The sequence below is a fragment of the Nakamurella endophytica genome, assembly GCF_014646215.1.
Lineage (GTDB): Bacteria > Actinomycetota > Actinomycetes > Mycobacteriales > Nakamurellaceae > Nakamurella > Nakamurella endophytica.
In genome coordinates this window covers 370,733-395,587 of sequence record NZ_BMNA01000001.1, presented here as the reverse complement: position 1 = coordinate 395,587, position 24,855 = coordinate 370,733, and the positions used below count along the sequence as shown (strand labels likewise).

At 75.2% G+C, this 24,855-nt stretch carries 23 protein-coding genes, 1 tRNA gene and 1 riboswitch; of the genes, 17 read left to right on the top strand and 7 right to left on the bottom strand.

Features of this window, described 5'->3' with window-relative positions; translation table 11 throughout:
* Positions 1-52 precede the first annotated feature (52 nt).
* Both IEY37_RS01785 and IEY37_RS01780 read left to right on the top strand, forming a co-directional pair.
* Complete coding sequence (locus IEY37_RS01785) at positions 53-991, top strand: hypothetical protein (protein WP_188939769.1); 939 nt, start codon at positions 53-55, stop codon at positions 989-991.
* A gap of 4 nt (positions 992-995) precedes the next feature.
* Positions 996-1,739: a nucleoside triphosphate pyrophosphohydrolase gene (locus tag IEY37_RS01780; protein ID WP_229673558.1), complete on the top strand. Its 744-nt coding sequence runs from the start codon at positions 996-998 to the stop codon at positions 1,737-1,739.
* Between the two features lie 28 nt (positions 1,740-1,767).
* Here IEY37_RS01780 and IEY37_RS01775 read toward each other — a convergent pair whose 3' ends face one another.
* The 4 genes from IEY37_RS01775 to IEY37_RS01760 form a co-directional block, all read right to left on the bottom strand.
* On the bottom strand, positions 1,768-3,405 hold the full coding sequence (locus tag IEY37_RS01775) for an efflux permease Rv1217c-related protein (RefSeq protein ID WP_188939768.1): 1,638 nt from the start codon (positions 3,403-3,405) through the stop codon (positions 1,768-1,770).
* Positions 3,402-4,388 carry an ABC transporter ATP-binding protein gene (locus IEY37_RS01770; RefSeq protein WP_188939767.1) on the bottom strand — a complete coding sequence of 329 codons (987 nt, stop codon included), beginning with the start codon at positions 4,386-4,388 and terminating at the stop codon, positions 3,402-3,404. The genes IEY37_RS01775 and IEY37_RS01770 overlap by 4 nt, the downstream gene beginning before the upstream one ends.
* Positions 4,385-5,029 carry a TetR/AcrR family transcriptional regulator gene (locus tag IEY37_RS01765; RefSeq protein WP_229673556.1) on the bottom strand — a complete coding sequence of 215 codons (645 nt, stop codon included), beginning with the start codon at positions 5,027-5,029 and terminating at the stop codon, positions 4,385-4,387. The genes IEY37_RS01770 and IEY37_RS01765 overlap by 4 nt, the downstream gene beginning before the upstream one ends.
* A gap of 68 nt (positions 5,030-5,097) precedes the next feature.
* Complete coding sequence (locus IEY37_RS01760; RefSeq protein WP_188939766.1) at positions 5,098-6,234, bottom strand: Gfo/Idh/MocA family protein; 1,137 nt, start codon at positions 6,232-6,234, stop codon at positions 5,098-5,100.
* Between the two features lie 261 nt (positions 6,235-6,495).
* Positions 6,496-6,613, top strand: a riboswitch (SAM riboswitch).
* Between the two features lie 270 nt (positions 6,614-6,883).
* Between IEY37_RS01760 and IEY37_RS01755 the strand changes: the two genes are divergently transcribed.
* From IEY37_RS01755 to IEY37_RS01720, 8 genes are all read left to right on the top strand, one after another.
* Entirely contained in the window at positions 6,884-8,197 is a 1,314-nt protein-coding gene (locus IEY37_RS01755) for a bifunctional o-acetylhomoserine/o-acetylserine sulfhydrylase (protein ID WP_188939765.1), read from the top strand.
* 1 nt (position 8,198) lies between these two features.
* Entirely contained in the window at positions 8,199-9,368 is a 1,170-nt protein-coding gene (gene metX, locus IEY37_RS01750; RefSeq protein WP_188939764.1) for a homoserine O-acetyltransferase MetX, read from the top strand.
* Between the two features lie 169 nt (positions 9,369-9,537).
* Positions 9,538-10,542 (top strand): glucose-6-phosphate dehydrogenase (coenzyme-F420), encoded by a 1,005-nt coding sequence (fgd, locus tag IEY37_RS01745; protein WP_188939763.1) that lies wholly within the window; start codon positions 9,538-9,540, stop codon positions 10,540-10,542.
* A 183-nt stretch (positions 10,543-10,725) separates the two neighbouring features.
* Positions 10,726-12,009 carry a phosphopyruvate hydratase gene (eno, locus tag IEY37_RS01740; protein WP_188939762.1) on the top strand — a complete coding sequence of 428 codons (1,284 nt, stop codon included), beginning with the start codon at positions 10,726-10,728 and terminating at the stop codon, positions 12,007-12,009.
* A gap of 222 nt (positions 12,010-12,231) precedes the next feature.
* Complete coding sequence (locus tag IEY37_RS01735; RefSeq protein WP_188939761.1) at positions 12,232-12,651, top strand: septum formation initiator family protein; 420 nt, start codon at positions 12,232-12,234, stop codon at positions 12,649-12,651.
* Between the two features lie 7 nt (positions 12,652-12,658).
* On the top strand, positions 12,659-13,222 hold the full coding sequence (locus tag IEY37_RS01730; RefSeq protein WP_188939760.1) for a DUF501 domain-containing protein: 564 nt from the start codon (positions 12,659-12,661) through the stop codon (positions 13,220-13,222).
* A gap of 193 nt (positions 13,223-13,415) precedes the next feature.
* Positions 13,416-13,652 (top strand): DUF3253 domain-containing protein, encoded by a 237-nt coding sequence (locus IEY37_RS01725; RefSeq protein WP_373298239.1) that lies wholly within the window; start codon positions 13,416-13,418, stop codon positions 13,650-13,652.
* 85 nt (positions 13,653-13,737) lie between these two features.
* Positions 13,738-14,745: a Ppx/GppA phosphatase family protein gene (locus IEY37_RS01720; protein ID WP_188939758.1), complete on the top strand. Its 1,008-nt coding sequence runs from the start codon at positions 13,738-13,740 to the stop codon at positions 14,743-14,745.
* A gap of 25 nt (positions 14,746-14,770) precedes the next feature.
* Here IEY37_RS01720 and IEY37_RS01715 read toward each other — a convergent pair whose 3' ends face one another.
* Entirely contained in the window at positions 14,771-16,354 is a 1,584-nt protein-coding gene (locus IEY37_RS01715) for a S10 family peptidase (protein ID WP_188939757.1), read from the bottom strand.
* A 207-nt stretch (positions 16,355-16,561) separates the two neighbouring features.
* On the opposite strand from IEY37_RS01715, the gene IEY37_RS01710 reads away from it, so the two are divergent.
* Both IEY37_RS01710 and IEY37_RS01705 read left to right on the top strand, forming a co-directional pair.
* Entirely contained in the window at positions 16,562-17,641 is a 1,080-nt protein-coding gene (locus tag IEY37_RS01710; RefSeq protein ID WP_188939756.1) for a transglycosylase family protein, read from the top strand.
* 251 nt (positions 17,642-17,892) lie between these two features.
* Positions 17,893-17,966: transfer RNA gene (locus tag IEY37_RS01705), tRNA-Leu, on the top strand.
* A 57-nt stretch (positions 17,967-18,023) separates the two neighbouring features.
* Here IEY37_RS01705 and IEY37_RS01700 read toward each other — a convergent pair.
* Entirely contained in the window at positions 18,024-18,464 is a 441-nt protein-coding gene (locus IEY37_RS01700; RefSeq protein WP_188939755.1) for a hypothetical protein, read from the bottom strand.
* Positions 18,465-18,849: 385 nt separating this feature from the next.
* Between IEY37_RS01700 and IEY37_RS01695 the strand changes: the two genes are divergently transcribed.
* Both IEY37_RS01695 and IEY37_RS01690 read left to right on the top strand, forming a co-directional pair.
* Entirely contained in the window at positions 18,850-19,635 is a 786-nt protein-coding gene (locus tag IEY37_RS01695) for a Bax inhibitor-1/YccA family protein (protein WP_229673554.1), read from the top strand.
* Positions 19,636-19,850: 215 nt separating this feature from the next.
* Entirely contained in the window at positions 19,851-19,991 is a 141-nt protein-coding gene (locus IEY37_RS01690; protein ID WP_188939754.1) for a hypothetical protein, read from the top strand.
* Between the two features lie 20 nt (positions 19,992-20,011).
* Here IEY37_RS01690 and IEY37_RS01685 read toward each other — a convergent pair whose 3' ends face one another.
* Positions 20,012-20,956, bottom strand: coding sequence for an SGNH/GDSL hydrolase family protein (locus IEY37_RS01685; RefSeq protein ID WP_188939753.1), 945 nt, complete (start codon positions 20,954-20,956; stop codon positions 20,012-20,014).
* Positions 20,957-21,136: 180 nt separating this feature from the next.
* On the opposite strand from IEY37_RS01685, the gene IEY37_RS01680 reads away from it, so the two are divergent.
* From IEY37_RS01680 to IEY37_RS01670, 3 genes are all read left to right on the top strand, one after another.
* Positions 21,137-22,501, top strand: a complete 1,365-nt coding sequence (locus tag IEY37_RS01680) for a cystathionine beta-synthase (protein WP_188939752.1) — start codon at positions 21,137-21,139, stop codon at positions 22,499-22,501.
* Between the two features lie 72 nt (positions 22,502-22,573).
* Positions 22,574-23,761, top strand: a complete 1,188-nt coding sequence (locus tag IEY37_RS01675; protein ID WP_188940145.1) for a cystathionine gamma-synthase — start codon at positions 22,574-22,576, stop codon at positions 23,759-23,761.
* Positions 23,762-23,865: 104 nt separating this feature from the next.
* Positions 23,866-24,846 (top strand): ROK family protein, encoded by a 981-nt coding sequence (locus tag IEY37_RS01670; protein WP_229673550.1) that lies wholly within the window; start codon positions 23,866-23,868, stop codon positions 24,844-24,846.
* Positions 24,847-24,855 lie beyond the last annotated feature (9 nt).

Genomic DNA, 24,855 nt, shown 5'->3' with positions numbered 1-24,855 from the left:
GTCCGGTCGGGCTGTGGCATGCTGCGCGCATCCCGACGACGAGGAGCGAGCCGTGAGCCCGACGCTGACCCACGACGACGCGGGTCCGCGGCGCGTCCGCCGCAGCCGATGGGCGGCCCTGCTCGCCGGCGTGCTGCTGCTCAGCGGCTGCAGCTCGCAGCCCGGAGCGGCCGTCGTCGTGGACGGCGCGGTGGTCTCGCAGGACGCGCTCGAGGCGCGGACCAGCGAGGTCCTCGCCGCTTCCAGCCAGGGTGACGCCGCGGATGCGTCGACCCGGTCGGCCGTCAACCGGGCGCAGCTGACGGACGTCATCCGGCACCGGATCGTCGCCGCCGCCATCGCGGACGGGACCGTGCAGGTCACCGACCCGCAGGTGCAGCAGGTGCTGGACCACAACGACGCTGCGTCGCTGGCCGGCCAGCTGCAGGTCCCGCGCTCGGACGTCCGGGACGCCGTCCGCGACGTGCTGGCCATCGACCAGCTCCTGAAGAAGCTGCCCGGCGGCGGCACCGCGGTGCAGGACGTCACCGTGCGGGTGGAGGGTCTGAACGCCACCGACCGGTCGGATGCCACCGTCCAGCGGAACCGGTTGCTCGGCACGTCCGCCCAGGTGACGTCCGCGCTGTCCGCGGCCGGCAGCCGGGCGCTGGCGCCGACCGACGTCTCGATGGTGGGCCGCGGCGGCAACGCCGGCCGTCCGGACCTGATGCCCACCGGGCTGTTCGACGCGGCCGTCGGCGACGTCGTCCTGGTCCCGCAGGGCGGCGAGACGCAGTACCCCTACGTCGTGCTGCGCATCCTGTCCCGGACGGTGGCCGACACCCCGCTGACCACGGCGCAGCTGTCCGACCAGGGCACCGCCACCGTCATCGCCCTGGGCACGTTGCTGATGGGCAGGCAGGCGGCCGGGCTGGACGTCCGGGTCAACCCGCGCTACGGCGTCTGGGATCCGGTGGCGCTGCAGGTCGTCCCCGGCAACGGCGGATGGTGACCCCGTGACCCTCGACGGAGCGCCGGGGTCCGGCGCGCCCCTCGGGGCGGCACTGCCCGGACCGCCGGCGGACCGGCTGGCCGAGGCCGTCACGGTGATGGACCGGCTGCGCTCACCGGGCGGCTGCGTGTGGGACGCCGAGCAGACCCACGCCTCGCTGGGCCGGTATCTGGTCGAGGAGTGCTACGAGCTGCTCGAGGCGATCGAGGACGGCGACAGCCGCGCCGTGCGCGAGGAGCTCGGCGACGTCCTGCTCCAGGTGCTGTTCCACGCCCGGATCGCCGCCGAGACGCCGCGCGACGAGGGCGGGTTCGACATCCAGGACGTCGCCGGTGCCCTGGTGGACAAGCTGATCAGCCGGCACCCGCACGTGTTCGGCACCGACGGTGGGCCCGTCGTCACCTCGGCGGGGGACCAGCAGCGACAGTGGGACGAGCTCAAGCGGTCCGAGCGGGGCCGCTCGGGCCCGCTGGCCGGGGTGGCGACGGGACAGCCGGCGCTGGCGCTCGCCGGGAAGCTGGGCGCCCGGGCCGCCCGGTTCGGTCTCGACGTCCCGCTGCCGGACGGGGACGGGGTCGCCGAGCAGATCTTCCGGCTGGCCTACGCCGCCGGTGCGGCGGGCGAGGACCCCGAGACGGCGCTGCGGGCGGTGGCGCGCGGCCATGCGGCGGCGCTGGCTGCGGCCCACCGCGATGGCGGCGGCGGCGAGGACGAGGCCCGGGAGCAAGGCCGGTCCGGCGAGGACTGAGACCGGGCATCCGTCGGCGCCGCCGGTCTCAGCCGGCGTCCCGCCGGCGCAGGCCGACGGCGGCCAGCACGACCACGGCGACGGCGAGCACCAGCAGACCGATCGGACCGGTCCAGCTCATCGCCACCGCCGGCAGGCGTGGGACGTGGGCGAACGGCGACAGCCCGGTGACCCAGCCCGGCAGTTGCAGCAGGCCGCCCAGCTGGCCGAGCACGACCGCGGCGCCCCACGCGAGCCAGGCGGCGCCGGACGCGACCGGCATCGCCCCGACGAGCAGCGCGGCCACCGCGGCCATCACCAGCACGGCCGGGAACTGCACCACGGTGGCGGCCAGCGCATCACCGAGCAGCCCGCCGCGGCCGGTGCGGCCGGCCAGCACCGCCCCCATCGACGCGCCGCCGGCGGCCAGCGCGAGCGCCGACCAGAGCAGCGCGGCCGCCAGGTGCAGCACGAGCATCCGGACCCGGGACAGCGGCTGCGGCAGCAGCAGGCTCCACCGCCCGGCGGTCTCCTCCCGGCGCAGCGCGAGCACGGCGGCCACCGCCTGCGCCGCAACGAACAGGCCGACCATCGCGCCCATGGTCGCCAGGTAGGCGGGAACGAGGCCACCGGGCCCGCCGATCCGGCGCAGGAGGTCCTCGACCGCCGGCGTGCTCTGCAGCAGGCCCGCCGGGTCGGCGCCCACGCTGCCGGCGAGCGCGCCGAGGGCAGCCATGCCGACCACCGTCCCGACCCCCGGGCCGCGGAGCAGTCGCAGCGACAGCGACCACCGGCCGGCCAGCACCCGGGTCCCCGCCGGTCCGGGCCGAGGCGGCAGCAGCCCGACGCCGACGTCCCGGCGTCGGGACACCGCGACCGCGACCAGGGCCAGTACCGCCGCTGTCGCCGGGTACCGCACCAGGTCCCACCACCGGTCCGCGCCGAACGGCTGGACGACGGCCGGCCAACCCAGCGGTGACACCTGGTTCAGCCAGCCGAGGCCGGCCACGGTGTCCGCCAGCGCGCGCAGCGCGAAGCAGGCGGCCAGCACCGTCACCGCGCTGCCGACGGCCGCCCGTCCCGACCCGGACAGCTGCCCGGTCACCGCGGCGACGCCGGCGAAGACCAGCGCCGACCCCGCCACGCTGCCGGCCAGCCCGACCGCGCCGGTCACCGGCAGGCCCTGCGAGACCAGGCCCGCCGCCGTCAGCAGGCCGACCGCCAGCGCCGCTGCGCCGGCGACCGCCAGCGCGGCGACCGTCGCGGCCGCCCGGCCGGCCCCGGCCGCGACGAGGAGGTCACCGCGCCCGGCGTCCTCGTCGCCGCGGGTCCGCCGCACCACGGTCACCAGACCCATGACGCCCGCCGCGACCGACAGCAGCACGCCGAGGCGCCAGCTGGTCAGCCCGCCGACCGAGGTCGTCGCCACCCGTCCGGTCAGCACGACCAGCGACGGGTCCGCGGCGATCCCGGCCGCGAGCGCCGCCCGCTCCGCCGCCCCCGGGTAGAGCCCGCGGATGGCCGACACCGTCGAGACCGCGGTGAGGACGAGCACCGCCACCCACGCCGGCAGCGCCCACCGCTCCTGCCGCAGCTGCAGCCGCACCAGCCGGCCCGCGCCCGCGGCGTCCGGCGCCCGCCGCGCCGGCGGCCGGTCCGTCGCCACGCCGACCCGGGACGTGGTCACGACGCGCCCACCGCCGGCCGTGCCGGCGACCGGGCCGGGTCGGCGCCGGCGTAGTGCCGCAGGAACAGCTGCTCGAGCGTCGGTGGGGACGCCTGCAGCGCCGTCACCGGCCACCGGCCGAGCAGGTGCACCGCCGCGGTCAACCCGGCCGGGTCCGCGTCGAACCGGACCCGGACACCGTCCACGGCGACGTCGTGCACGCCGGGGACCGCCTGCAGGTCGGCCGCCGCGGCGGCCGGCGGGACACCGCCCAGCTCGACGGTGACGGCCGTGCGGGTCAGGTGGCGCAGCTCGGCGAGCGTGCCGCTCTCGATCACCCGGCCGGCGCGGATGATGCTGACCCGGTCGCACAGCACCTCGACCTCGGACAGCACATGGCTGGACAGCAGCACGGTCCGGCCCCGGGCCGCCTCATGCGCCACCGCCTGCCGGAAGACCTGTTCCATGAGCGGGTCGAGGCCGCTGGTCGGCTCGTCGAGCACCAGCAGCTCGGCGTCCGAGGCCAGGGCCGCGACCAGCGCCACCTTCTGCCGGTTGCCCTTGGAGTAGCCGCGGCTGCGCCGGGTCGTATCCAGCTCGAACCGCTCGACCAGCTCCGCGCGCCGGGTCCGGTTGACGCCGCCGTGGAGCCGTGCCAGGAGATCCAGCACCTCCCCGCCGGACAGCCCTGGCCACAGGCTGACGTCGCCCGGCACGTACGCCATCCGGCGGTGCAGCAGCACCGCGTCCCGCCACGGGTCGCCGCCCAGGACGCGCAGCCGCCCGGCGTCGGCCCGCGCCAGTCCGAGCAGCAGCCGGACGGTGGTCGACTTGCCGGCGCCGTTGGGCCCGAGGAACCCGTGCACCTCGCCGCGCCGGATCTCCAGGTCCAGCCCGTCGAGGGCGCGGACCCGGCCGAAGGTCTTGACGACCCCCCCGAGCACCACCGGTGCGTCGGCCGTCCCCGTGTCGGACGCCCCGCCGTCGGTCCCGGTCCCGGTCATGGCCGTGGCTCCTCTCCGGGTCGGTGGTCCAGGTACGCCTGCAGCAGCCGGTCGTCGGTGAACAGCCCGTGGGTGAACAGCTCCAGCGCCGGGCCGGTCACCCGCTCGGAGACCGCGGCCAGCAGCCGGTCGGCCGGCGTGCCGGGCGGGGCCAGGTGGTGCGCCAGCAGCTGGGCACCCAGGCTGAGCACGACGAGCAGCTCGGCGCGGGTCTCCTCGTCCCGGGTCGGGAGCACCCGGCCGGCCGCCGTCGCCTGCTGCAGCCAGCGTCGGGTGTCGTCCACGAGTGCGGTCCAGAACCGGCCGGCCGACCGCTCGTCGGTCACCGCCCGGCGGACGTAGGCGGCCAGCGGTGCGAACTCGGGATCGCGGTCCAGGATCGCCCAGGCGGACGCGGTGGCCAGCTCCTGGGCGGTCATCCGGTCCGTCTCCCGCGCGAAGCGGTCCAGCACGTACTCGTCGCAGGCCTGCCGCAGACCGTCCTTGGATCCCCAGTGGTGCAGCAGCAGCGCGGGCGAGACTCCGGCATCGGCGGCGATGCCGCGCACGCTCGCGCCGAACCCGTCCGTGCCCCAGCGCCGGATGGCGGTGTCCCGGATCCGGGCCCGCGCGGTGAGGTCGGCATCGTCGGCTGAACGCACGGACAGGATGCTAAACGGGTGTTCAGCCTCCGGCAAGGGTCGACTGCGGCGCCCGGCCCGGAGCCGGGCTACTCGCCGGGGTAGGTGACGCCGACCTGGCGCCGGAGCGTGTCCATGGTGGCCATCACCTGCTGGCTCTCGGCCAGCGGCAGCAGGGGCGACTCGGGTGCTCCGTCCGCCACGAGCGAGGCCATGTGGGCCGCCTCGTAGGCCAACCCGTCCTTGTGTGCGCCGCCGGGTGCGGGCAGCACCAGCCGGCGGCCGTCGCGGTGCACCAAGGTCAGCGACGTGGGGGAGTAGAACGGCTCGCCGAACTCCATCCGGGCCAGGCTGCCGGACACGCTGGCGGTCGTCGGGGTGGCGGCCGCCAGCGTCGTGTGCAGGACCGCGACCGCGGAGCCGGTCCGCAGCACGGCCGAGATCTCGGCGTCGACACCCGTGTTGGTGAGCCGCCCGGTGGCGTGCACGGCATCGGGTGCACCGAGGACGAACGAGGCGAACGAGACCGGGTAGACCCCCAGGTCCAGCAGCGCGCCGCCGGCCAGTTCCGGGGCGAAGAGCCGTTCGGCGGTGGCCGGGTCGAACCACGCCCCGTGGTCGGCGAGCACCGTGCGCACGTCGCCCAGCGTGCCGTCCGCCAGCAGCTGCCGGGCCACGTCCGTGTGCGGCAGGAAGCGCGTCCACATGGCCTCGACGAGCGTGACGCCGGCTGCCCGGGCCGCGGCCACCAGCTCGGCGGCCTCCGCCGCGTTGCGGGTGAACGACTTCTCCACCAGCACGGACTTGCCGGCCTGGACGGCCCGCAGCGCCTGCGCGTGGTGCTCGCTGTGCGGCGAGGCGACGTACACGACCTGCACGTCCGGGTCGTCGTAGAGCTCGTCGTAGCTGCCGTAGCCACGGTCGATGCCGTGCGCCTGCGCGAACCGGTCGGCCCGCTCGGCCGAGCGCGAGGCGGCGGCGACGAAGCGCTGCCGGGTGAACCGGTGGGCGGCCCGGACGAAGTGGTCCGCGATGCCGCCGGGAGCCACCACCCCCCAGCGCAGCGCCGGGGCGGACAGCGGGTCGGGGGTGCGGGGCAGGGGCAGCGCCGACGGGAAACCCGATCCGGCGCCGGTGTCCCCGGTGTCCACGGTGTCCACGGTGTCCACGGTGTCCACGGTGTCCGCCGCGATCCCGCCGCCGGCGGCGTTGCTGAGGTCCGTCATGGGTCCATCCGTTCTGGCCGGGCGGGCGAGCTGGTGCGCAGGGCGGCGACCGGCCCGGGACGCGGCCGCCGGTCGGGACACGGCCGCGGCCTCGTCGCACCTCGGCCGGCAGCCACCCGCCGGGGCGGTGCCCGGACTCCTCGCGGTCGAACCACGGGCCGGGCGGGAGCTCGGCGAGGGGCCCGCGCGTGGCCGGCACACTACCGGGCGGCGGCTCACCGTCCTCGCCCGGTCGGGCGCGTGCGGCTAGACTCCGTGCCAGGTCATGAGCGCCAGCGCCAAGCCCCGGCTCGCTGGCCGGCAACCCTCCACTCGCGGTGGGGTGCCCCGGGTGATGACCAGGCGGGACGTGCGAACCGGCGTCCCGCAAGCGCGGGCCGCCCACTCCGGGCCGGCCCTGAGGATGCCGAACGGAGTTGGTCGTGGCCGACCGTATGTGCTGTCGCAGCTGAGCCGGCGGCACGACCGTGCCCTGCGCTCCGATCCGGCGGTCCTGCACCGCTGATCCGCCCCCGTCCCCCCACCGGACCCGCCGGGGGCACCACCGGCCGTCCCCGACGGGACGGCACCGCCACGCCCCCACCGCGCCTGCCCTGCCTAAGGGCGTCCGGCCGGCGGGGCCGCCGCCCCCTCACAACCAGGAGCCACCGTGAGCCCCAACTGGTCCTTCGAGACCCGCCAGATCCACGCCGGCCAGCAGCCCGACCCGACCACCAAGGCGCGGGCGCTGCCGATCTACCAGACGACGTCGTTCGCGTTCGACTCGTCCGAGCACGGGCGCAAGCTCTTCGCGCTCGAGGAGCTCGGCAACATCTACACCCGGATCCACAACCCCACCACGGCCGTGGTGGAGGAGCGCATCGCCTCGCTCGAGGGCGGGGTCGGCGCGCTGCTGGTGGCGTCCGGGCAGGCCGCGGAGACGCTCGCGGTGCTGACCATCGCCCAGGCCGGCGACCACGTCGTCGCGTCGCCGCGGCTGTACGGCGGCACCTACAACCTGTTCCACTACACGCTGCCCAAGTACGGGGTGACCGTCGACTTCGTCGAGGACCCCGACGACCTGGACTCGTGGCGGGCGGCGGTCAGGCCCAACACCAAGCTGTTCTACGCCGAGTCGATCTCGAACCCGCAGCTGGACGTGCTGGACTTCGAGGGCGTCTCCGGCGTGGCGCACGCCGCCGGGGTCCCGCTGGTCGTCGACAACACCGTCGCCACGCCGTATCTCATCCGCCCGTTCGAGCACGGCGTGGACATCGTCGTGCACTCGGCGACCAAGTACCTGGGCGGTCACGGCACGGCGATCGCCGGCGTCATCGTCGACTCGGGCAACTTCGACTGGACCGCGGACCCGGAGCGGTTCCCCGGCTTCAACACTCCCGACCCGAGCTACAACAACCTCACCTGGGGACGGGATCTCGGGCCCGAGGGGCTGTTCGGCGTCAACGTCTCGTTCGTCTTCAAGGCGCGGCTGCAGCTGCTCCGCGACGTGGGGCCGGCGATCTCGCCGTTCAACGCCTTTTTGCTGTCGCAGGGCATCGAGACGTTGAGCCTGCGGATGGACCGGCACGTCGACAACGCCACCGCCGTCGCCCGTTTCCTGCAGGGGCGGGACGACGTCGAGTCGGTGTCCTACCCCGCGCTGGAATCCAGCCGGTGGCACGCGGCGCAGCAGAAGTACTCGCCCCGCGGCGGCGGCCCGATCGTCACCTTCGAGATCAAGGGCGGCGTCGACGCCGGGCAGCGGTTCACCGACGCGCTGGAGCTGTTCAGCAACCTGGCCAACATCGGGGACGTCCGGTCGCTGGTCATCCACCCCGCGTCGACGACGCACGGGCAGCTCACCGAGCAGGAGCAGTTCAGCACCGGCGTCACCCCCGGGCTGATCCGGCTGGCCGTCGGCATCGAGAACATCGACGACATCCTGGCCGACCTCGAGGCCGGCTTCCGGGCGGCGAAGGGCTGACGTGCCGCCGTCGGGTCACGGCCGCGCCGCGGCGTGCGCGTCCGCCGGTGTCCGGGCGACCGGGCCGGCGGGCGGTGCCGACGCGCGCGCGGCCGGCCCGACCGACGGTCGGCGCTACGCCGACGTCGGGCCGCTGGCCACCGAGTCCGGCGCGGTGCTGCCCGCGGTGCGGATGGCGTACGAGAGCTGGGGGACGCCGAACGCCGCGCGGGACAACGCGGTCCTGGTGCTGCACGCCCTCACCGGGGACGCGCACGTGGTGGGTCCGGCCGGCCCGGACCAGCCCACGCCCGGCTGGTGGCCGGGCCTGATCGGACCGGGCGCGCCGCTGGACGACCGCTGGTTCGTGGTGGCCGCCAACGTCCTCGGCGGCTGCCGCGGGTCCACCGGGCCGTCCAGCAAGGCTCCCGACGGACGCCCGTGGGGCTCGCGCTTCCCGCGGATCACGGTGCGGGACCAGGTCCGCGCCGAGGCGGCGCTGGCCGACCAGCTGGGTCTGCCCGGCTGGGCCGCCGTGATCGGCGGGTCCATGGGCGGCATGCGCGCACTGGAGTGGGGGGTGATGTACCCCGAGCGGGTCCGCCGGGTCGTCGCGGTGGCCACCACCGCGGCCGCCAGCGCCGACCAGATCGCCTGGGCGACCCCACAACTCGCCGCGATCCGGATGGACCCCGCGTTCGCCGGCGGCGACTACTACGGCGGTCCGGCGCCGCTGGCCGGCATGGCCGTCGCCCGGCAGATCGCGCACGTCACATACCGCAGCGCGCAGGAGCTGGACGTGCGGTTCGGCCGGGCGGCGCAGTCCGGCGAGGACCCCACCGCCGGTGGCCGTTTCGCGATCGAGTCCTATCTGCAGTACCACGGCGCCAAGCTGGCCGCGCGCTTCGACCCCAACTCCTACCTCCGCCTGACGGAGTCGATGAACCTGCACGACATCGGCCGCGGACGCGGCGGTGTCGACGCCGCACTGCGCCGGATCAGCGGGGCGCTGACCGTGGCGGTGGTCGACAGCGACCGGCTGTACACCCCGGCCGAAGGTGCCCGGCTGGCCACGGCGCCCACCGCGCGACCGCTGGTCACCATCCACTCCGACCACGGCCACGACGGTTTCCTGGTCGAGTCTGACCAGGTCGCCGAGGTGGTGCGGGGCGCGCTCGCCGCGCCGGCCTGACCGCGCCCCGCCCGGCCGGTCCAGGGGGTGCGGATCGGTGCCGACCGCGGTCCCCGGTGCCCGTGCCGGCCCGGAGCGGGGCGGGACCGGCCCGGCGCCGCCGCCCGGCGGGCGGGCATGATCGGAGCCGGCGCGCCCGCTCCGGGCGCCCGGACGGAGGGAGATCGGCATGCCGTTGCGGCTGGGCTACAAGGCGTCGGCCGAGCAGTTCGGCCCGCGCGAGCTGGCGGACTTCGGGGTGCTGGCGGAGCAGGCCGGCTTCGACTCGGTGTTCGTCTCGGACCACCTGCAGCCGTGGCGGCACGACGGCGGGCACGCGCCCGCGGCGCTGCCCTGGCTGGGCGCGCTGGGCTCCCGGACCGAACGGATCGTGCTCGGCACGTCGGTGCTGACCCCGACCTTCCGCTACCACCCGGCGGTCATCGCGCAGGCGTTCGCCACCCTGGGCGTGCTGTTCCCGGGCCGCGTCGTGCTCGGGGTCGGCTCCGGCGAGTCCCTCAACGAGGTGCCGCTCGGCCTGCAGTGGCCGGACGGCAAGGAGCGGTTCGCCCGCCTCAAGGAGGCCGTCACGCTGATCAAGGCGCTGTGGGCGGGCGAGCGGGTCACCTTCGAGGGCACCTACTACTCCACCGACAAGGCCACCATCTACGACCGGCCGGAGACCCCCGTCCCCATCTACATCGGCGCCTCGGGCCCGGCCGCGACGCGGCTCGCCGGCCGGGTGGCCGACGGGTTCATCACCACCTCGGGCAAGCAGGACTCGCTCTACCGCGACACCTTGCTCCCGGCGCTCGCCGAGGGAGCGGAGAAGGCCGGCCGGACGCTGGACGACCTGGACCTGTTGATCGAGATGAAGGTGTCCTTCGACCACGACCACGAGCGGGCGATGCAGGACACCCGGCACTGGGCGGCGCTCGCGCTGACCCCCGAGCAGAAGTCCGGCGTCGAGGACCCGATCGAGATGCAGAGGCTGTCCGACGAGCTGCCGGTCGAGCAGGCGGCCAGCCGGTGGATCGTCTCCACCGACCCGGACGAGCACGTCCAGCGGGTGCAGCACTACATCGACCTCGGATTCCGCCACCTGGTGTTCCACGCCCCCGGACCGGACCAGGCCCGCTTCCTCGAGCTGTACGGCGAGGAGGTCCTGCCGCGGCTGCGGGCGCTGGGCTCCTGAGCCCCGCCGGGCGAGTCCCCGGCAGGCCTCGCACCCGCCGCCGATAGGCTGCGACGGCAGCACGAGCCGACCGCACCCCGGGCGGCCGTGCGCCGTGCGCGGTGCCACCGCCGCCCGACCGACCGGTCGGGGACCGGCGGACACCGCCTGCACCAGCCGGACGACAGACGAAAGGTGCCGATCGTGGCCGCCATCGAACTCATCGGAGCGCGAGAGATCCTCGACTCGCGCGGCAATCCGACCGTCGAGGTCGAGGTCGCACTGGAGGACGGCTCGCTCGCTCGGGCCGCGGTCCCGTCCGGCGCCTCGACCGGCGAGCACGAGGCCGTCGAGCTGCGGGACGGCGACGCCGCCCGCTACCTCGGCAAGGGCGTGCAGAAGGCCGTCGAGGCGGTGCTGGACGTCATCGGCCCGGAGCTCATCGGCGTCGACGCCATCGAGCAGCGCGTGGTCGACCAGAAGCTGATCGACCTGGACGGCACCCCGGACAAGAGCCGGATCGGCGCCAACGCCATCCTGGGCGTCTCGCTGGCGGTGGCCAAGGCCGCCGCGGAATCCGCGGAGCTGGAGCTGTTCCGCTACCTGGGCGGCCCGAACGCCCACGTGCTGCCGGTGCCGATGATGAACATCCTCAACGGCGGCGCGCACGCCGACACCGCCGTCGACGTGCAGGAGTTCATGATCGCGCCGATCGGCGCGCCGACCTTCCGGGAGGCGCTGCGCTGGGGCGCCGAGGTCTACCACTCCCTCAAGTCGGTGCTCAAGAAGAAGGGCTACGCCACCGGCCTGGGCGACGAGGGCGGGTTCGCGCCGTCCCTGGAGTCGAACCGGGCGGCGCTGGACCTGATCGCCGAGGCCGTCGGCGCCGCCGGCTACACGCTCGGCACGGACATCGCGCTGGCCATGGACGTCGCGGCGACGGAGTTCTACGCCGACGGGGCCTACACCTTCGAGGGCGCGCAGAAGTCGGCGGACGAGCTGATCGCCTACTACTCCGAGCTGGTGTCCGCGTACCCGATCGTCTCGATCGAGGACCCGCTGTCCGAGGACGACTGGGACGGCTGGATCTCGCTGACCGGCCAGCTGGGCGGCAAGGTGCAGGTCGTCGGCGACGACCTGTTCGTCACGAACCCCGACCGGTTGGAGGAGGGCATCGCCCGCGGCGCGGCGAACGCCCTGCTGGTCAAGGTCAACCAGATCGGGACGCTGTCCGAGACCCTGGACGCGGTCACCCTGGCGCACTCGTCCGGCTACCGCTGCATGATGAGCCACCGGTCCGGCGAGACCGAGGACACCACCATCGCCGACCTGGCGGTGGCCACCGGGTGCGGTCAGATCAAGACCGGCGCGCCGGCCCGGTCCGAGCGGGTGGCCAAGTACAACCAGCTGCTCCGCATCGAGGAGAACCTCGGGGACGCCGCCCGGTACCTGGGCGAGCTGGCCTTCCCGCGGTACTCGGCCAAGTAGCCGCCCGTGCCGTCGCAGCAGCAGGGACCTGGCGGCACCGGGCCCCACCGGCCGTCCCGGCGATCCGGCGGCCGCGGGGCCCGCGGACCCCGGTCCGGCCCGCGCCGCGACGCCGAGTCGGCGCCGCGGCAGGCCGGTCGCCGCGGCGGCCCGGCCAGCCGGACCGGCGGGTCCGCCCCGGTCGGCGGGCGGCTGTCACGCAACGGCCGGCGGCCGTCCCCGGTGGACGGCGGCTCCCGGCCGCCGGCGGTCCCGCGCCGCCGTTCGCCGCTGGCGCGGCAGATCCTGGTACTCGGCCTGGTGCTGTCGGCGGTCGCCCTGGTGCTCGCCTTCCCCTTGCGCACGTACCTGTCCGGCCGTGCCGATCTCAACGACGCGGTGCGCACCGAACAGACCCTGCAGCAGCGGCTCGACGACCTGGCGCTGCGCAAGGCCGCACTGCAGGACCCGGACTACATCCGCGCAGAGGCCCGCCGCCGGCTGCAGTACGTCAGCCCCGGCGACACCGTCTACGTCATCGCCGCGCCGGCGCCCGCCCCGGTGAGCGCCGGGACGCCCCGGCCCGCGGCGCCGGCCCGACCCTGGTACTCGCAGATGTGGACCTCGCTCACCGAGCAGCCGGCGTCCGCCGACCGGCCCTGACGCGCCGATGGACCGGCCGTCCGACCTCGACCTGCTGCAGCGCCTCGCCGCCCTGCCAGGCGGTCCGGTGGACCCGCGGCCGCCCACGTCCGACGACCTGGAGACGCTGGCGCACGAGCTGGGCCGGCCGGCCCGCGGGGTGCTGGCCGTGGCGCACCGGTGCCGGCACGGCGTCCCGGCGTCTGTCCTCACCGCGCCGCGGCTGCCGGACGGCACCCCGTTCCCGACGCTGTACTACCTGACCTGCTCGGTGCTGTCCGCCGCGGTGAGCCGGCTGGAGTCGGCCGGTGTCATGCGGGAGATGACCGCGCGGCTCGCCGCCGACCCGGACCTGGCGCAGCGGTACCGCACCGCGCACGAGACCTACCTGGCGACCCGCGACGCGGTCGAGGACCTGGGCATCGCGGTGACCGCCGGGGGCATGCCGGACCGGGTCAAGTGCCTGCACGTCCTCGTCGCCCACACCCTGGCGGTGGGGCCCGGGATCAACCCGCTGGGCGACGATTCCGTGCTGCTGCTCCCGGAGGCCTTCCGCGGAGAGCCGCCGTGCGTCGGGCCGGTGCCCGGGTGAGCCGCGTCGGGGTCGCCCGGATCGGCGCGTCCGCCGCCGTCCGGGTGTGACGGCGCCCCGCCCCGCGGACCTGCCACGTCCTGGTGGGCACACTGGCACGGTGCAGCACCAGACAGAGCCCCGGACGCCGCAGCCCGCACCCGGCGCCGCTCCGGATGACGGACCGGCCCCGGGGACCCGGACCGGCGACGAGCTGGAGTCGGCGATCCTCGGGCTGCTGGACCGCCGGGCCGCCGACGCCAGCATCTGCCCCAGCGAGGTGGCGAGGGCCGTCGCCGGGGACGGCGACTGGCGGGCACTGATGGAGCCGGTACGGGAAGCGGCACGCCGGTTGACCCGCGACGGCACGGTGGAGATCACCCGCGGCGGCGAGGTGGTCGAGCCGGGCACCGGCAAGGGACCCGTCCGGATCCGGCGGGGACGCCGGTGAGCGGCCGGGCGGTTGCGGTCGCGTCCTGCGGTCGGGGCACCGCCGGCGGCCGGCGGCGGGCGACGACGAGCGGCAGGAGGCGACGGTGACGGATCGGGAGCCGGCCCGCGGGACGGGCGGACCGACCCGGGTCGCGGCGATCGACTGCGGCACGAACTCGATCCGGCTGCTCGTCGCCGACGTCCGGACCGGGCAGGGACGGCTGGCCCGGCTGGTCGACGTGCACCGCGAGATGCGGGTGGTGCGGCTCGGCGAGGGCGTCGACGCCACCGGCCGGCTGTCGCCCGGTGCGCTGGACCGGACCTGGCACGCCCTGGCCGAGTACGCCGCCGTGCTGCGCGGCCTCGGTGCCGTCCGGGTGCGGATGGCCGCCACGTCGGCGACCCGGGACGCGCAGAACCGCACCGACTTCGTCGCGATGGTGCGTGGGGTCCTCGGCCAGGATCCCGAGGTGATCACCGGCGCGGAGGAGGCGGAACTGTCGTTCCGCGGGGCGGTCGGGGACCTGCTGCCGGACCGCGGGCCGTTCCTGGTCGCCGACATCGGCGGCGGCTCCACCGAGCTGGTCGTCGGGAGGCTGCGTGCGGACGCCGGCGGGGACGGCCCGGCGGTCGAGGTCACCGGCCGGGCCAGCCTGGACATCGGCTGCGTGCGGATGACGGAACGGGTGCTGCGCGGCGATCCGCCGACGCCGGACGAGGTCGCCGCCGCAAGGACGTGGGCCCGCGAGACCCTGGCGTCCGGGCTGGACGGCCTGCCGCTCGCCGGCGTGCACCGGTTCGTGGCGGTGTCCGGCACGGCGACGACGGTGGCGGCCGCCGCCCTGCGGTTGCCCCGGTACGACGCCGACCGCATCCACCTGTCCCGGATCCCGGTGGCGGACGTCCACCGGGTGGCCGCCGACCTGCTCCGGCAGCCGCGGGCGCAGCGGGCCGTGCACGGCTACATGCACCCGGGCCGGGTCGACGTCATCGGCAGCGGCGCGCTGATCCTGTCGACGCTGACCGACCTGGTGGCAGCCCGCACATCGGTCGACGAGGTGACCGTGTCCGAGCACGACATCCTGGACGGGCTCGCCCTGTCGCTGGCGTAGTGACCCGCCGCCGGGCCGGGAGCGGTCAGGCGTCCGGGTTCGGCCCCCCGGTGGCCCACCGGACGAAGTCGGCCAGGTCCGCGGACTGCGCGACCCGGGTCGGCTCGTGGACGTACATCATGTGGCCGGCGGGGTAGTAGCGGCGCGAGATGTCGGCGCGGCGGGCGTCCGGGATCCGCAGGTGCGCCAGGCAGTGCTCGGCGGCGGCCATCGGTGTGGCGCCGTCGTAGTAGCCGAACGCCACGTGCACCTTGAGGAACGGGTTGGCCCGCATGGCCTTGGCCAGGTCGTCGAGCACGGACACCGACCGGTTCTCGAACTCGCGGTAGGACCAGGGCTGCACCCGGTCGGTGAGGATCTCGTAGGGCAGGTCCGACTCGTACCCCAGCTCCGCCCGCAGGTAGTGGTTGGCGGCGGCGGTGTACGGCGCCTGGATGTGCCAGTAGGACGCGTCGTCGTCGATGGTCGCCGCGGTCAGGTCGGCCGGCGCGCCGGTGAACCGGCCGTCCAGCCGGCCGATCATGCGCCCGCGGTGGCGCAGCAGCTCGGCGAAGAAGTGCTGGTGCTCCACCCGCAGGTCGGCGCGGAGCAGGTAGTCGACGGACAGCCCCGTCACGTCGGCCAGCCGGGTGGCCATCTCGGCGCGCTCGTCCGGGGTCAGCCGCGACCCGCGCTCCAGGGCCCAGCGGTAGTCCCGGTCGGCCAGCGCCTGGGCGTCGGCGACCGCCTGCTGCAGGGTCCGGTCGGGCAGCAGCCCGTGGTAGTGGGCGAGGGCTGCGTAGGTCGGCAGGTAGTGCACGTAGGGGTCGTCGTCCCCGGGGGTGAAGAACACCGTGCCCAGGTCCAGCACGGACGAGACCAGGATCAGACCGTTCAGCGCCATCCCGGTGCGCTCGGCGAGGTGCCCGGCGAGCGCCGCGGCCCGCAGGGTCCCGTACGACTCGCCGACCAGGAACTTCGGCGACAGCCACCGGTTGTTGCGGGTGGTCCACAGCCGGATCAGCTCCGCGACGGCGTCCCGGTCCGGGGTGAAGCCGTGGTAGTCGGCCGGCTTGCCGCCGGTGACGGTGCGGGTGTAGCCGGTGGAGACCGGGTCGATGAAGACCAGGTCGCTGTGGGCCAGCAGGCTCTCCGGGTTGTCGGCCAGACCGTAGGGCGGCGGGGCCGGGTCGTCGACGTCGCCGGCGACCACCCGCCGCGGGCCCAGCAGCCCCAGGTGGAGCCAGACGGACGACGAGCCGGGGCCGCCGTTGAAGGCGAAGGTGACCGGCCGGGTCGCCGGATCGGCGCCGTCGAGCATGTACGCCACGACGAACATCTCGACCTTGGCGCGGTGCCCGCCGAACGCACCGTCCGTGATCACCTCCTCGCGCAGCACCACCCGACCGGCGGAGGCGGTGTAGGTGGCGTCGCCGAACCGGTGGGAGGTGGTGACCAGGTCGTCGGTCGGGTCGGGCGCCGGCTCGGCCCGGCCCCGACCGTCCGCGGCGGTGTCCGTGTTCGTGTTCGCGCTCGTGTCCGTGCTGGTCGTGGGACTGCCGGAGGCGGAGTCGTCGCCCTGCTGCAGCGGTGGACGGGGACTGTCCGCAGGACGGTCGGGGTCGGCCATGGACCGACCCTAGGCGGTGCCGCCGACAGTGCCGGTGACCGAGTGCAGCGGGCGCCCGCGCCGATCAGGTGTCGGGGCGAAAAACGTCACGTCTCGGGGCAGATTCAAAATGGTCACTTTCATGTAACGTACCCCGCGGCACCTACACCCGCCGGTCGGGCGGACCCGTGATCGACACGCGGGAATCTTCTGAGGAAAGCGAGATCGATGAGCGCTCACAGCGCTGTGAACACCACCGTTTCGCGACGGGACGAGCAGGCCGCGCAGCGCGGGCGGCGCCGCCGGGCGCGGCTCGTCGGGTCCGCCGTGGCAACCGCCGTCGGTCTCGGCCTGCTGGTCGGCCCCACGGTCGGGACCGCCAGCGCGGATCCGACGGCGGAGGACTGGGCCAAGATCCGCCAGTGCGAGTCCGGCGGCAACTACCAGATCAACACCGGCAACGGCTACTACGGCGCCTACCAGTTCGACCTGGGGACCTGGCGGAGCGTCGGCGGGTCCGGGTACCCGAACGAGGCCAGCCCGGCGACGCAGGACGCGCTCGCACTGCGGCTGTGGCGCTCCCGCGGCTGGAGCCCGTGGGCCTGCGCGTCGATGGTCAGCCTGAGCGACGGCACCGCCCCGCCCATCGCCACCGCTCCGGCGCCCGCGCCGAAGCCCAAGCCGCGGTTCCCGCAGCTGAGCCACCGCGCGGCCGCCGGCTACGTGAACCACCTGTTCTCGTCGGTGCTGCGCCGCACCGGCTCGCCGGCCGGCGCCTGGATCGCGGCGCTCGAGGCGGGAACCGCACCACGGTCCAAGGTGGCCGCGGCCATCGCGACGTCGTCGGAGCGGCGGGAGCGGATGGTGCGCAACACCTACGCCGGCTGCGTGTCCCGCACGCCGAGCGGGGCCGAGCTGGCGTCGCGGACCCGGGCGCTGGCCAAGGGCACGGTGCAGGCGCTGTGGGAGTCGGTCTGCGGCACCTCCGAGTCGCTGCACCGGTCCGGCGGGCTGGCCGCCTGGGTCAACCGCGTCAGCGTCGTGCTGATCGGCCGCACCGGCACGCTGGCCGAGCGCCGGCACTGGATCGGCACCGCGCAGCACTACGGGCTGCGGGCCGTCGTCGGCAACATCGTCAAGTCGGCGGAGTGGCGCAACGCGCAGCTGGACGCGGTGTACCGGGCGATGCTGGGCCGCACGGCCGACGCAAACGCCCGGAAGGTCCTGGCGGCGTCGATGGCCCACCGCGGCCTGTTCGGCGCGGTGACCTTCGTCGCCGGCTCCGGGGAGTTCGCCCGGAAGTCGTGACGACGAGCTGAGGCGGGCCCGGCCGGGCCTGCAGACACCGACGGGCCGGTGGGGGAGACCCCACCGGCCCGTCGTCGTCGGTGCCGTGTGCCGCGGTCGCCGTGCCGTCCCGTCCCGCCGCCCGGCCGTGCTCGCCGGCATTCGGCAGCCGGGCCGGCGGACGACCGCCGGCCCGGCGGACCGCCCGCTGCGGCGCCGTGACGCCGGGGCCGGCAGCCCGGGCTAGCGTGGGCGGGCGCCGCGCGACGCCCGCCCCCGTAGCCCAATCGGCAGAGGCAGCCGACTTAAAATCGGCCCAGTGTGGGTTCGAGTCCCACCGGGGGCACGCACCATCGGGGCAACCCCGGACGGGCCCCCGTCCTGGTCCGGCCGGGGCCGCAGGTCAGCTCTCGGTCCTGGTGATCGGCGACTCGGACAGGGCCGCGTCGACGACCAGGCCGACGCCGATCGCAGCGAGCCACAGGTCCTTGGCCAGTCCCACGCCGTTGCCGACCGGCCGGTAGTACCGGTCGTGGACGCCCTCGGTCCTGGCGTACAGACCCACCAGGCCGCCGGCGAAGGCCGTCAGGCCGATGCCCACCAGACCGGCCGGGATGACGGGCAGCAGCAGCGCGGCCCCGAGCGCGGTCTCGGTGACGGCCAGCGCCCGGGTGAACGGCGTCGGGGTCAGCTTGTTCAGGAACGGGTATGCACCGGTGGCCATGCCGTGCAGTCCCTGCGCGGTGCCCTCGTCGGCCTTGAGCTTGCCGATGCCGGAGTTGAGGATGTACGCCCCCGCGGCGATGCGTACGGGAGCCCGGCGCAGCTTGGCGGCGATCGACATGTGCACTCCTATCGTGGGCGGCCGGGACCGGTGTCGGCCCCGTCGGTGTGCGTTCTTTCTAGTCCTCCCGCGGCCATCCGGACGCACCAGCCCCGAGCACCAGGCCCGATCGGGTCCCGCAGGGGTCGGACCGGTCGGCGGGCGCCGGCGGGAACCGGCGGTGGCCGCGGGGCCGGCGCAGGCGGATCGCGGGCGATCGCAGTGGGGAACCTCTCGACGGACGTCCGCGTTGCACAGGTGGACCGGCCGGACCGCTGCCCCGATCGAGGTGTGGTGGCCACCCCCACCGGTGGCTTCCGTCATCACTTCGTGATCCGGAGGCGGCACCTGGCGGGTCCGATGTCGATAGCGTCTATCGAGTCGTCCGACGGGCAAGGAGCCAACCGTGCAGAGCAGTAATCCGGCCTTCCGGAATCTCGGCCAGGCGCCCGGGGGCAATGTCGCGCCCCCGCCGCCGAGCGCCGACTACCTCCAGCAGATGTACAACCAGCCGTCCACCACGGCGCCGGCGCGCGAGCGCTTCCTGACGCTGGACGACGTGGTCGCCAAGACCGCGACCGTCCTGGGCGTCGGGATCGTCGCCGCGATCCTGACCATGTACTTCAGCTCGACCTGGGTGCTCGCGCTGCCGGCCCTGCTCGTCGGGTTCGTGCTGTCGCTGGTCATCATCTTCAAGCAGTCCTCGAACCCCGCGCTGATCCTGACGTACGCGGTCGCCGAGGGCATCTTCCTGGGCGCCATCACAGGCGTCTTCGAGTCGATCCCGAACTACCAGGGCATCGGTCTGCAGGCCTTGGTCGGCACGCTCGGCGTCTTCGCCGGGATGCTGGTGGTCTACAAGACCGGGGCCATCCGGGTCACCCCCAAGTTCACCAAGTTCCTGCTCGGCGCGATGATCGGCGTCGTCGTGCTGGTGCTGTTCAACCTGGTGATGAGCCTGTTCGGGGTCAACACGCACCTGCGCGACGGCAGCCCGCTGGCCATGGTGATCTCCGTGGTGATCATCGCCATCGCGGCGCTGAGCTTCCTGCTGGACTTCGACCAGATCGACCGCGCGATCAAGGGCGGCGCCCCGGCGCGGATGGCGTGGTACTTCGCCTTCGGGCTCATGGTCACCCTGGTCTGGCTGTACCTGGAGATCCTGCGCTTCCTGAGCTACCTGCGGGACTGAGTCCCGTCGGCGGTCACCCGGAGCACGCACGGCCCCGGGCGGACCGCACGCCTCGCGACGACACCCCAGGCCCGCAGGCCCGTGCCCTGGCACGGCGCCTGCGGGCCTGGTCGTCGTCGTCCTGGCGGCACGCGGACCGGCTCGACGACACCCGCGCCGCGCTGCAGCGCCTGGCGGACCTGGCCGCGGCGGCGCGCGGGGGACCGCGCCGCGCGGTGCCGGACGAGGGTTGGTACGTGCTCGCCGACCAGCTCGTCGTGCTCACCGACGACGCGGTGGCCGCCGGAGCCGACCCCGGGGCGGTCGCCGCGGAACTGGCCGGCCTCGCCGCTCGGTCCGGGTTCCGGTCCGGCTGACCGGGGGCACCGCTGCGAGGTCAACCGGCGGCCCGCTCCGGACGCTGCCCCCCGACGGCGGCGACCACTTCCGGCAGCAGCGCCGCGACCGCCCGGGCGTAGCCGGCCCCGGACGGGTGGAACCCGTCGTCGGCGAACAGCTCCGGGTGCCCGGCGAAGCCGGGGCTGACCAGCCGGCCGATCGGCACGGCCCGCCCGCCGGCCGCCTCGGTGGCCCTGGCCTGCAGCGCGGCCAGCCGCCCGGACCAGGCGTGCAGCACCGACCGCAGCGGTTGCGGGATGGGTGCGATGACACCGAGGTCCGGACAGGTTCCGACCACCACGGGCACGCCCTGTGCGACGAGCGCGGCGACCGTCGCCCCCAGCCGTTGCGCGGACTGCCACGGCGGCACCTTGTCGGTGACGTCGTTGGCCCCGATGACGATCACCGCGACGTCCGGGGCGTCCGGCAGGGCCGCCGCGACCTGCCGGGTCAGGTCCGCCGCGCCGGCCCCGACCAGGCCGTACGTGTGCAGCAGGACGGGCCGGCCGACGGCCGCGGCCAGCTGCCGGGACAGCGCCACCGCGGGCAGCTCGTCGGCGTCGTGCACGCCGTAGCCGACCGCCGTCGAATCGCCCAGCATGGCCAGCACGAGGGGCCGGCCGCCCGGCGCCCGGAGCGGCGCGCCGCCGTCCGGCAGCGGGAGCCAGCCGCCGTCGGGCAGGTGGAGGCCATCCCGGCGCGGCACGGGCAGCTCGGCGACGCGCAGCCGGCGACCCGTCTCCTCGAGCAGACCGGCGGCACGCGCGGCGTCCAGCGCCGCGGCCTCGATCGCCTGCCGGGCGGTGCCGGCCTGCCGCAGCAGCGCCACCAATGCGGCCCCGGCCAACCCCGCCAGCAGGCCTGCACCGGCCGCGGCCGTCACCACCGCCCGCGCGGCCGCCGCATCCTCGCCGCCCCTGTGCCCCCGCCTGTCCGCCGGCATCGCCGCTGCCTCCTTCGCATCCGCAACGATTCTGCGCCGTCGGTCAACGGCCGCGGCGAGGCCGGCCGCCGGGCGGCCGTCGGGGCACGGCCCGACCGGCGGATAACCTGCAGGCGGCACGGCGCAGGCCGGGCGACGGCCGTCGCGGACGGCCGTGGGACGACAGCAGGGAGACATGCCGTGCGGTACGCCGAATCGGTCATCGACCTCGTCGGCGGCACGCCGCTGGTGCGGCTGAACCGGTTGACCGAGGGCCTTGCCCCGCTCGTGCTCGCCAAGGTCGAGTACTTCAATCCGGGCGGCTCGGTCAAGGACCGCATCGCGGTCAAGATGGTGGACGCCGCCGAGCAGTCCGGCGAACTCCGTCCCGGCGGCACCATCGTCGAGCCGACCAGCGGCAACACCGGCGTCGGCCTCGCGCTGGTCGCCCAGCAGCGCGGCTACCGGTGCGTGTTCGTCTGCCCGGACAAGGTCAGCGAGGACAAGCGCAACGTGCTGCGGGCCTACGGCGCCGAGGTCGTGGTCTGCCCGACCGCCGTCGCGCCGGAGGACCCGAAATCGTACTACTCGGTGTCCGACCGGTTGACCCGGGAGATCCCCGGGGCGTGGAAGCCGAACCAGTACGCGAACCCGATGAACGCCGCGAGCCACTACGCCACCACCGGACCGGAGATCTGGACGGACACCGAGGGGCGCATCACGCACTTCGTCACCGGTGTCGGCACCGGGGGCACCATCTCCGGAACCGGCCGGTACCTCAAGGAGGTGTCCGACGGCCGCGTCCAGATCATCGGCGCGGATCCCGAGGGCTCGGTCTACTCGGGCGGCACGGGCCGGCCGTACCTGGTCGAGGGCGTCGGCGAGGACTTCTGGCCGGACGCCTACGACCGCACCGTCGCGGACCGCATCGTCCCCGTGTCCGACGCCGAGTCGTTCGAGACGACCCGCCGGCTGGCGCGCGAGGAGGGCCTGCTGGTCGGCGGCTCGTGCGGGATGGCGGTGGCCGCCGCGCTCCAGGTCGCCCGGGACCTGACGGCCGACGACGTGCTGGTCGTGCTGCTGCCCGACGGCGGCCGCGGATACCTGTCGAAGATCTTCTCGGACCGGTGGATGGCCTCCTACGGCTTCCTCAGCCGGGACGGCAACACCACGGTCGGCGACGTGCTGCGCCGCAAGGGCGGTCAGCTCCCGGCGCTGGTGCACACCCACCCCACGGAGACCGTCCGCGACGCGGTGGAGATCCTGCACGAGTACTCGGTGTCGCAGATGCCGGTGGTGTCGGCCGAGCCGCCGGTGATGGCCGGCGAGGTGGTGGGTTCGGTGTCCGAGCGGGCGCTGCTCGAGGACCTGTTCACCGGCCGGGCGTCGCTGTCCGACCGGGTGTCCGCGCACATGGCCCCGGCGTTCCCGCTGGTCGGGTCGGGGGAGGACGTCCCGGCCCTGCGGGTGGCGCTGGAGCAGTCGGACGCGGTGATGGTGGTGGACGACGGCAAGCCGGCCGGCGTGCTCACCCGCGCCGACCTGCTGAGCTTCCTGGCGGACTGACCGGCGGAACCGCCGGCCGGACGGAGCGTCGGCGTGCCGACCTAGAGTGGCCGGGTGAGTGACCTCCCGCCGGTGCAGCCGGCACCGGATCCGGCCGACCGCACGTCCTCGCAGGCGGGCGCCGGCGACGGCTTTGCCACCCGCGCCATCCACGCCGGCCAGGAGCCGGACGGCGGGACCGGCGCGGTCGCGGTGCCGATCTTCCAGACCTCCACGTTCGCCCAGGACGTCGTCGGCGAGACCAGGGCGGGGTACGACTACTCGCGCGCCGGCAACCCGACGCGCACCGCACTGGAGACCGCGCTGGCCGCCCTGGAGGGCGGCCGGCACGGCACCGCCTGGGCGTCCGGGATGGCGGCGGCGGACGCGGCCATCCGCGCCCTGCTCCGTCCGGGCGACCACCTGGTGATCCCGGACGACGCCTACGGCGGGACGTTCCGGCTGGTCGACCGGATCTGCGTGCCCTGGGGCATCACCTACAGCACTGCGCCGCTGCACGACCCGGCGGCGGTCGCCGCGGCCGTGACCGACCGCACCCGGTTGATCTGGTGCGAGACACCCACCAACCCGCTGCTCGCGGTCGCCGACATCGCCGCGCTGGCCGAGCTCGCGCGCCGCAGCGGTGCCCGGCTGCTGGTCGACAACACGTTCGCCTCGCCGTACCTGCAGCAGCCGCTGGCGCTCGGTGCCGACGTCGTCCTGCATTCGACCACCAAGTACATCGGCGGCCACTCGGACGTCATCGGCGGCGCCCTGGTGACGTCGGACGACGAGCTGGGCGAGGCCTTCGCGTTCCACGCCAAGTCCATGGGTGGCGTCGCCGGGCCGTTCGACTCCTGGCTGACCCTGCGCGGCCTGCGCACGCTGGCTCTGCGGATGCAGGCGCACTGCGCCAACGCGGCCGCCGTCGCCGACATGCTGCTCGGGCTGCCGAAGGTGGGCCGGGTGCTGTACCCGGGTCTGGCCGGCCACCCGCAGCACGAGGTCGCCGCCCGGCAGATGCGCGACTTCGGCGGCATGGTCTCGTTCACCGTCGTCGGCGGGGTGGAGGAAGCCGTCAAGGTCTGCTCGCGGACCCGGCTGTTCACCCTGGCCGAGTCGCTCGGCGGGGTCGAGTCGCTGATCGAGCACCCGGCGCTGATGACGCACGCGAGCGTGGCCGGTTCGGCGCTGCAGGTCCCGGACGACCTGATCCGGCTGTCCGTGGGCATCGAGGACGTCGACGACCTGCTCGCGGACCTCGCGGACGCCCTGGCCTGACCCCGCTCGCCGTGCGGGGCCCGGCGGCCCCGGCCGTGCCGCACAATCCCGGTGTGGCCGCCGCTCCCGCACCCGCACCGGACCCAGGGCCGGACCCCGGCTCCGTGCGTCACGGGACCGGGACGGACTGGTCCCGGCGGGCCCTGGCGGTCGACATCGGCGGGACCAAGTTCGCGGCCGCCGTGGTCACCGAGCTGGGCGAGATCGTGGCGTCGCGGCGCATGCCCACGCCCCGGAGCCGGGACGGCGACGTGCTGTTCGCGGCGTTGACCGAGGCGGTCGACGCGGTGCTGCACGCCGTCGGGCTGGAGCCGCACGAGGCGGCGGTGCTGCCGGCCGTGGGCGTCGCCACTGCAGCCCCGCTCGACCTCGGCGCCGGCACGGTGTCCCCGGTGAACATCCCGGGATGGCGGGACTTCCCCCTCCGGGACCGGCTGGTCGAGCGGTACGGCTGCGAGGTCCGGATGCTCGGCGACGCGGTCGCCGTGGCCGTGGGGGAGCACTGGCGGGGCGCGGCCCGCGGTCGGCGCAACGTCCTGGGGATGGTGGTCTCGACGGGGGTCGGTGGCGGGGTCGTGGTGGACGGCCGCGTCGTGGCAGGTACCACCGGGAACGCGGGCCACATCGGCCATGTCAGCGTCGACCCGTTCGGACCGGCCTGCGTGTGCGGCGGCACGGGGTGCCTGGAGGCCGTCGCCAGCGGCACGTCGATCACCCGCTGGGCGCGCGAGCACGGCCTGGCCGACGGCGACGCGGCCGCGGGGGCCGCCGGGGTCGCGGACGCCGCGCTCCGCGGCGACCCGATCGCGCTGGCCACGTTCCGCCGTGCCGGCGAGGCCATCGGGCTGGCGGTGGCCGGTGCCGTCACGCTGCTGGACCTGGACGTCGTGGTCATCGGCGGCGGGGTCGCGCTGGCCGGTCCGGTGCTGTTCGACCCGATCGCGGACGGGTACGCCCGGTACGCGGCCCTGGGCTACGCGTCGTCGCCACGGGTGGTCCCGGCACTGCTCGGCGGGGACGCCGGACTCATCGGCGCGGCCGGCGCCGTGCTGCGGGCCGACGCCTATTGGCCCCACGGCCGCTGAGCGCGGCTG

Excerpts from the sequence above, each read along its gene's own strand:
- IEY37_RS01730 (WP_188939760.1), top strand. The coding sequence starts at position 12,659 with ATGGACCGGCCGTCCGACCTCGACCTGCTGCAGCGCCTCGCCGCCCTG.
- IEY37_RS01760 (WP_188939766.1), bottom strand. The coding sequence starts at position 6,234 with ATGACGGACCTCAGCAACGCCGCCGGCGGCGGGATCGCGGCGGACACC.
- IEY37_RS01710 (WP_188939756.1), top strand. The coding sequence starts at position 16,562 with ATGAGCGCTCACAGCGCTGTGAACACCACCGTTTCGCGACGGGACGAG.
- IEY37_RS01700 (WP_188939755.1), bottom strand. The coding sequence starts at position 18,464 with ATGTCGATCGCCGCCAAGCTGCGCCGGGCTCCCGTACGCATCGCCGCG.
- IEY37_RS01715 (WP_188939757.1), bottom strand. The coding sequence starts at position 16,354 with ATGGCCGACCCCGACCGTCCTGCGGACAGTCCCCGTCCACCGCTGCAG.
- IEY37_RS01685 (WP_188939753.1), bottom strand. The coding sequence starts at position 20,956 with ATGCCGGCGGACAGGCGGGGGCACAGGGGCGGCGAGGATGCGGCGGCC.
- fgd (WP_188939763.1), top strand. The coding sequence starts at position 9,538 with ATGCCGTTGCGGCTGGGCTACAAGGCGTCGGCCGAGCAGTTCGGCCCG.
- IEY37_RS01770 (WP_188939767.1), bottom strand. The coding sequence starts at position 4,388 with ATGACCGGGACCGGGACCGACGGCGGGGCGTCCGACACGGGGACGGCC.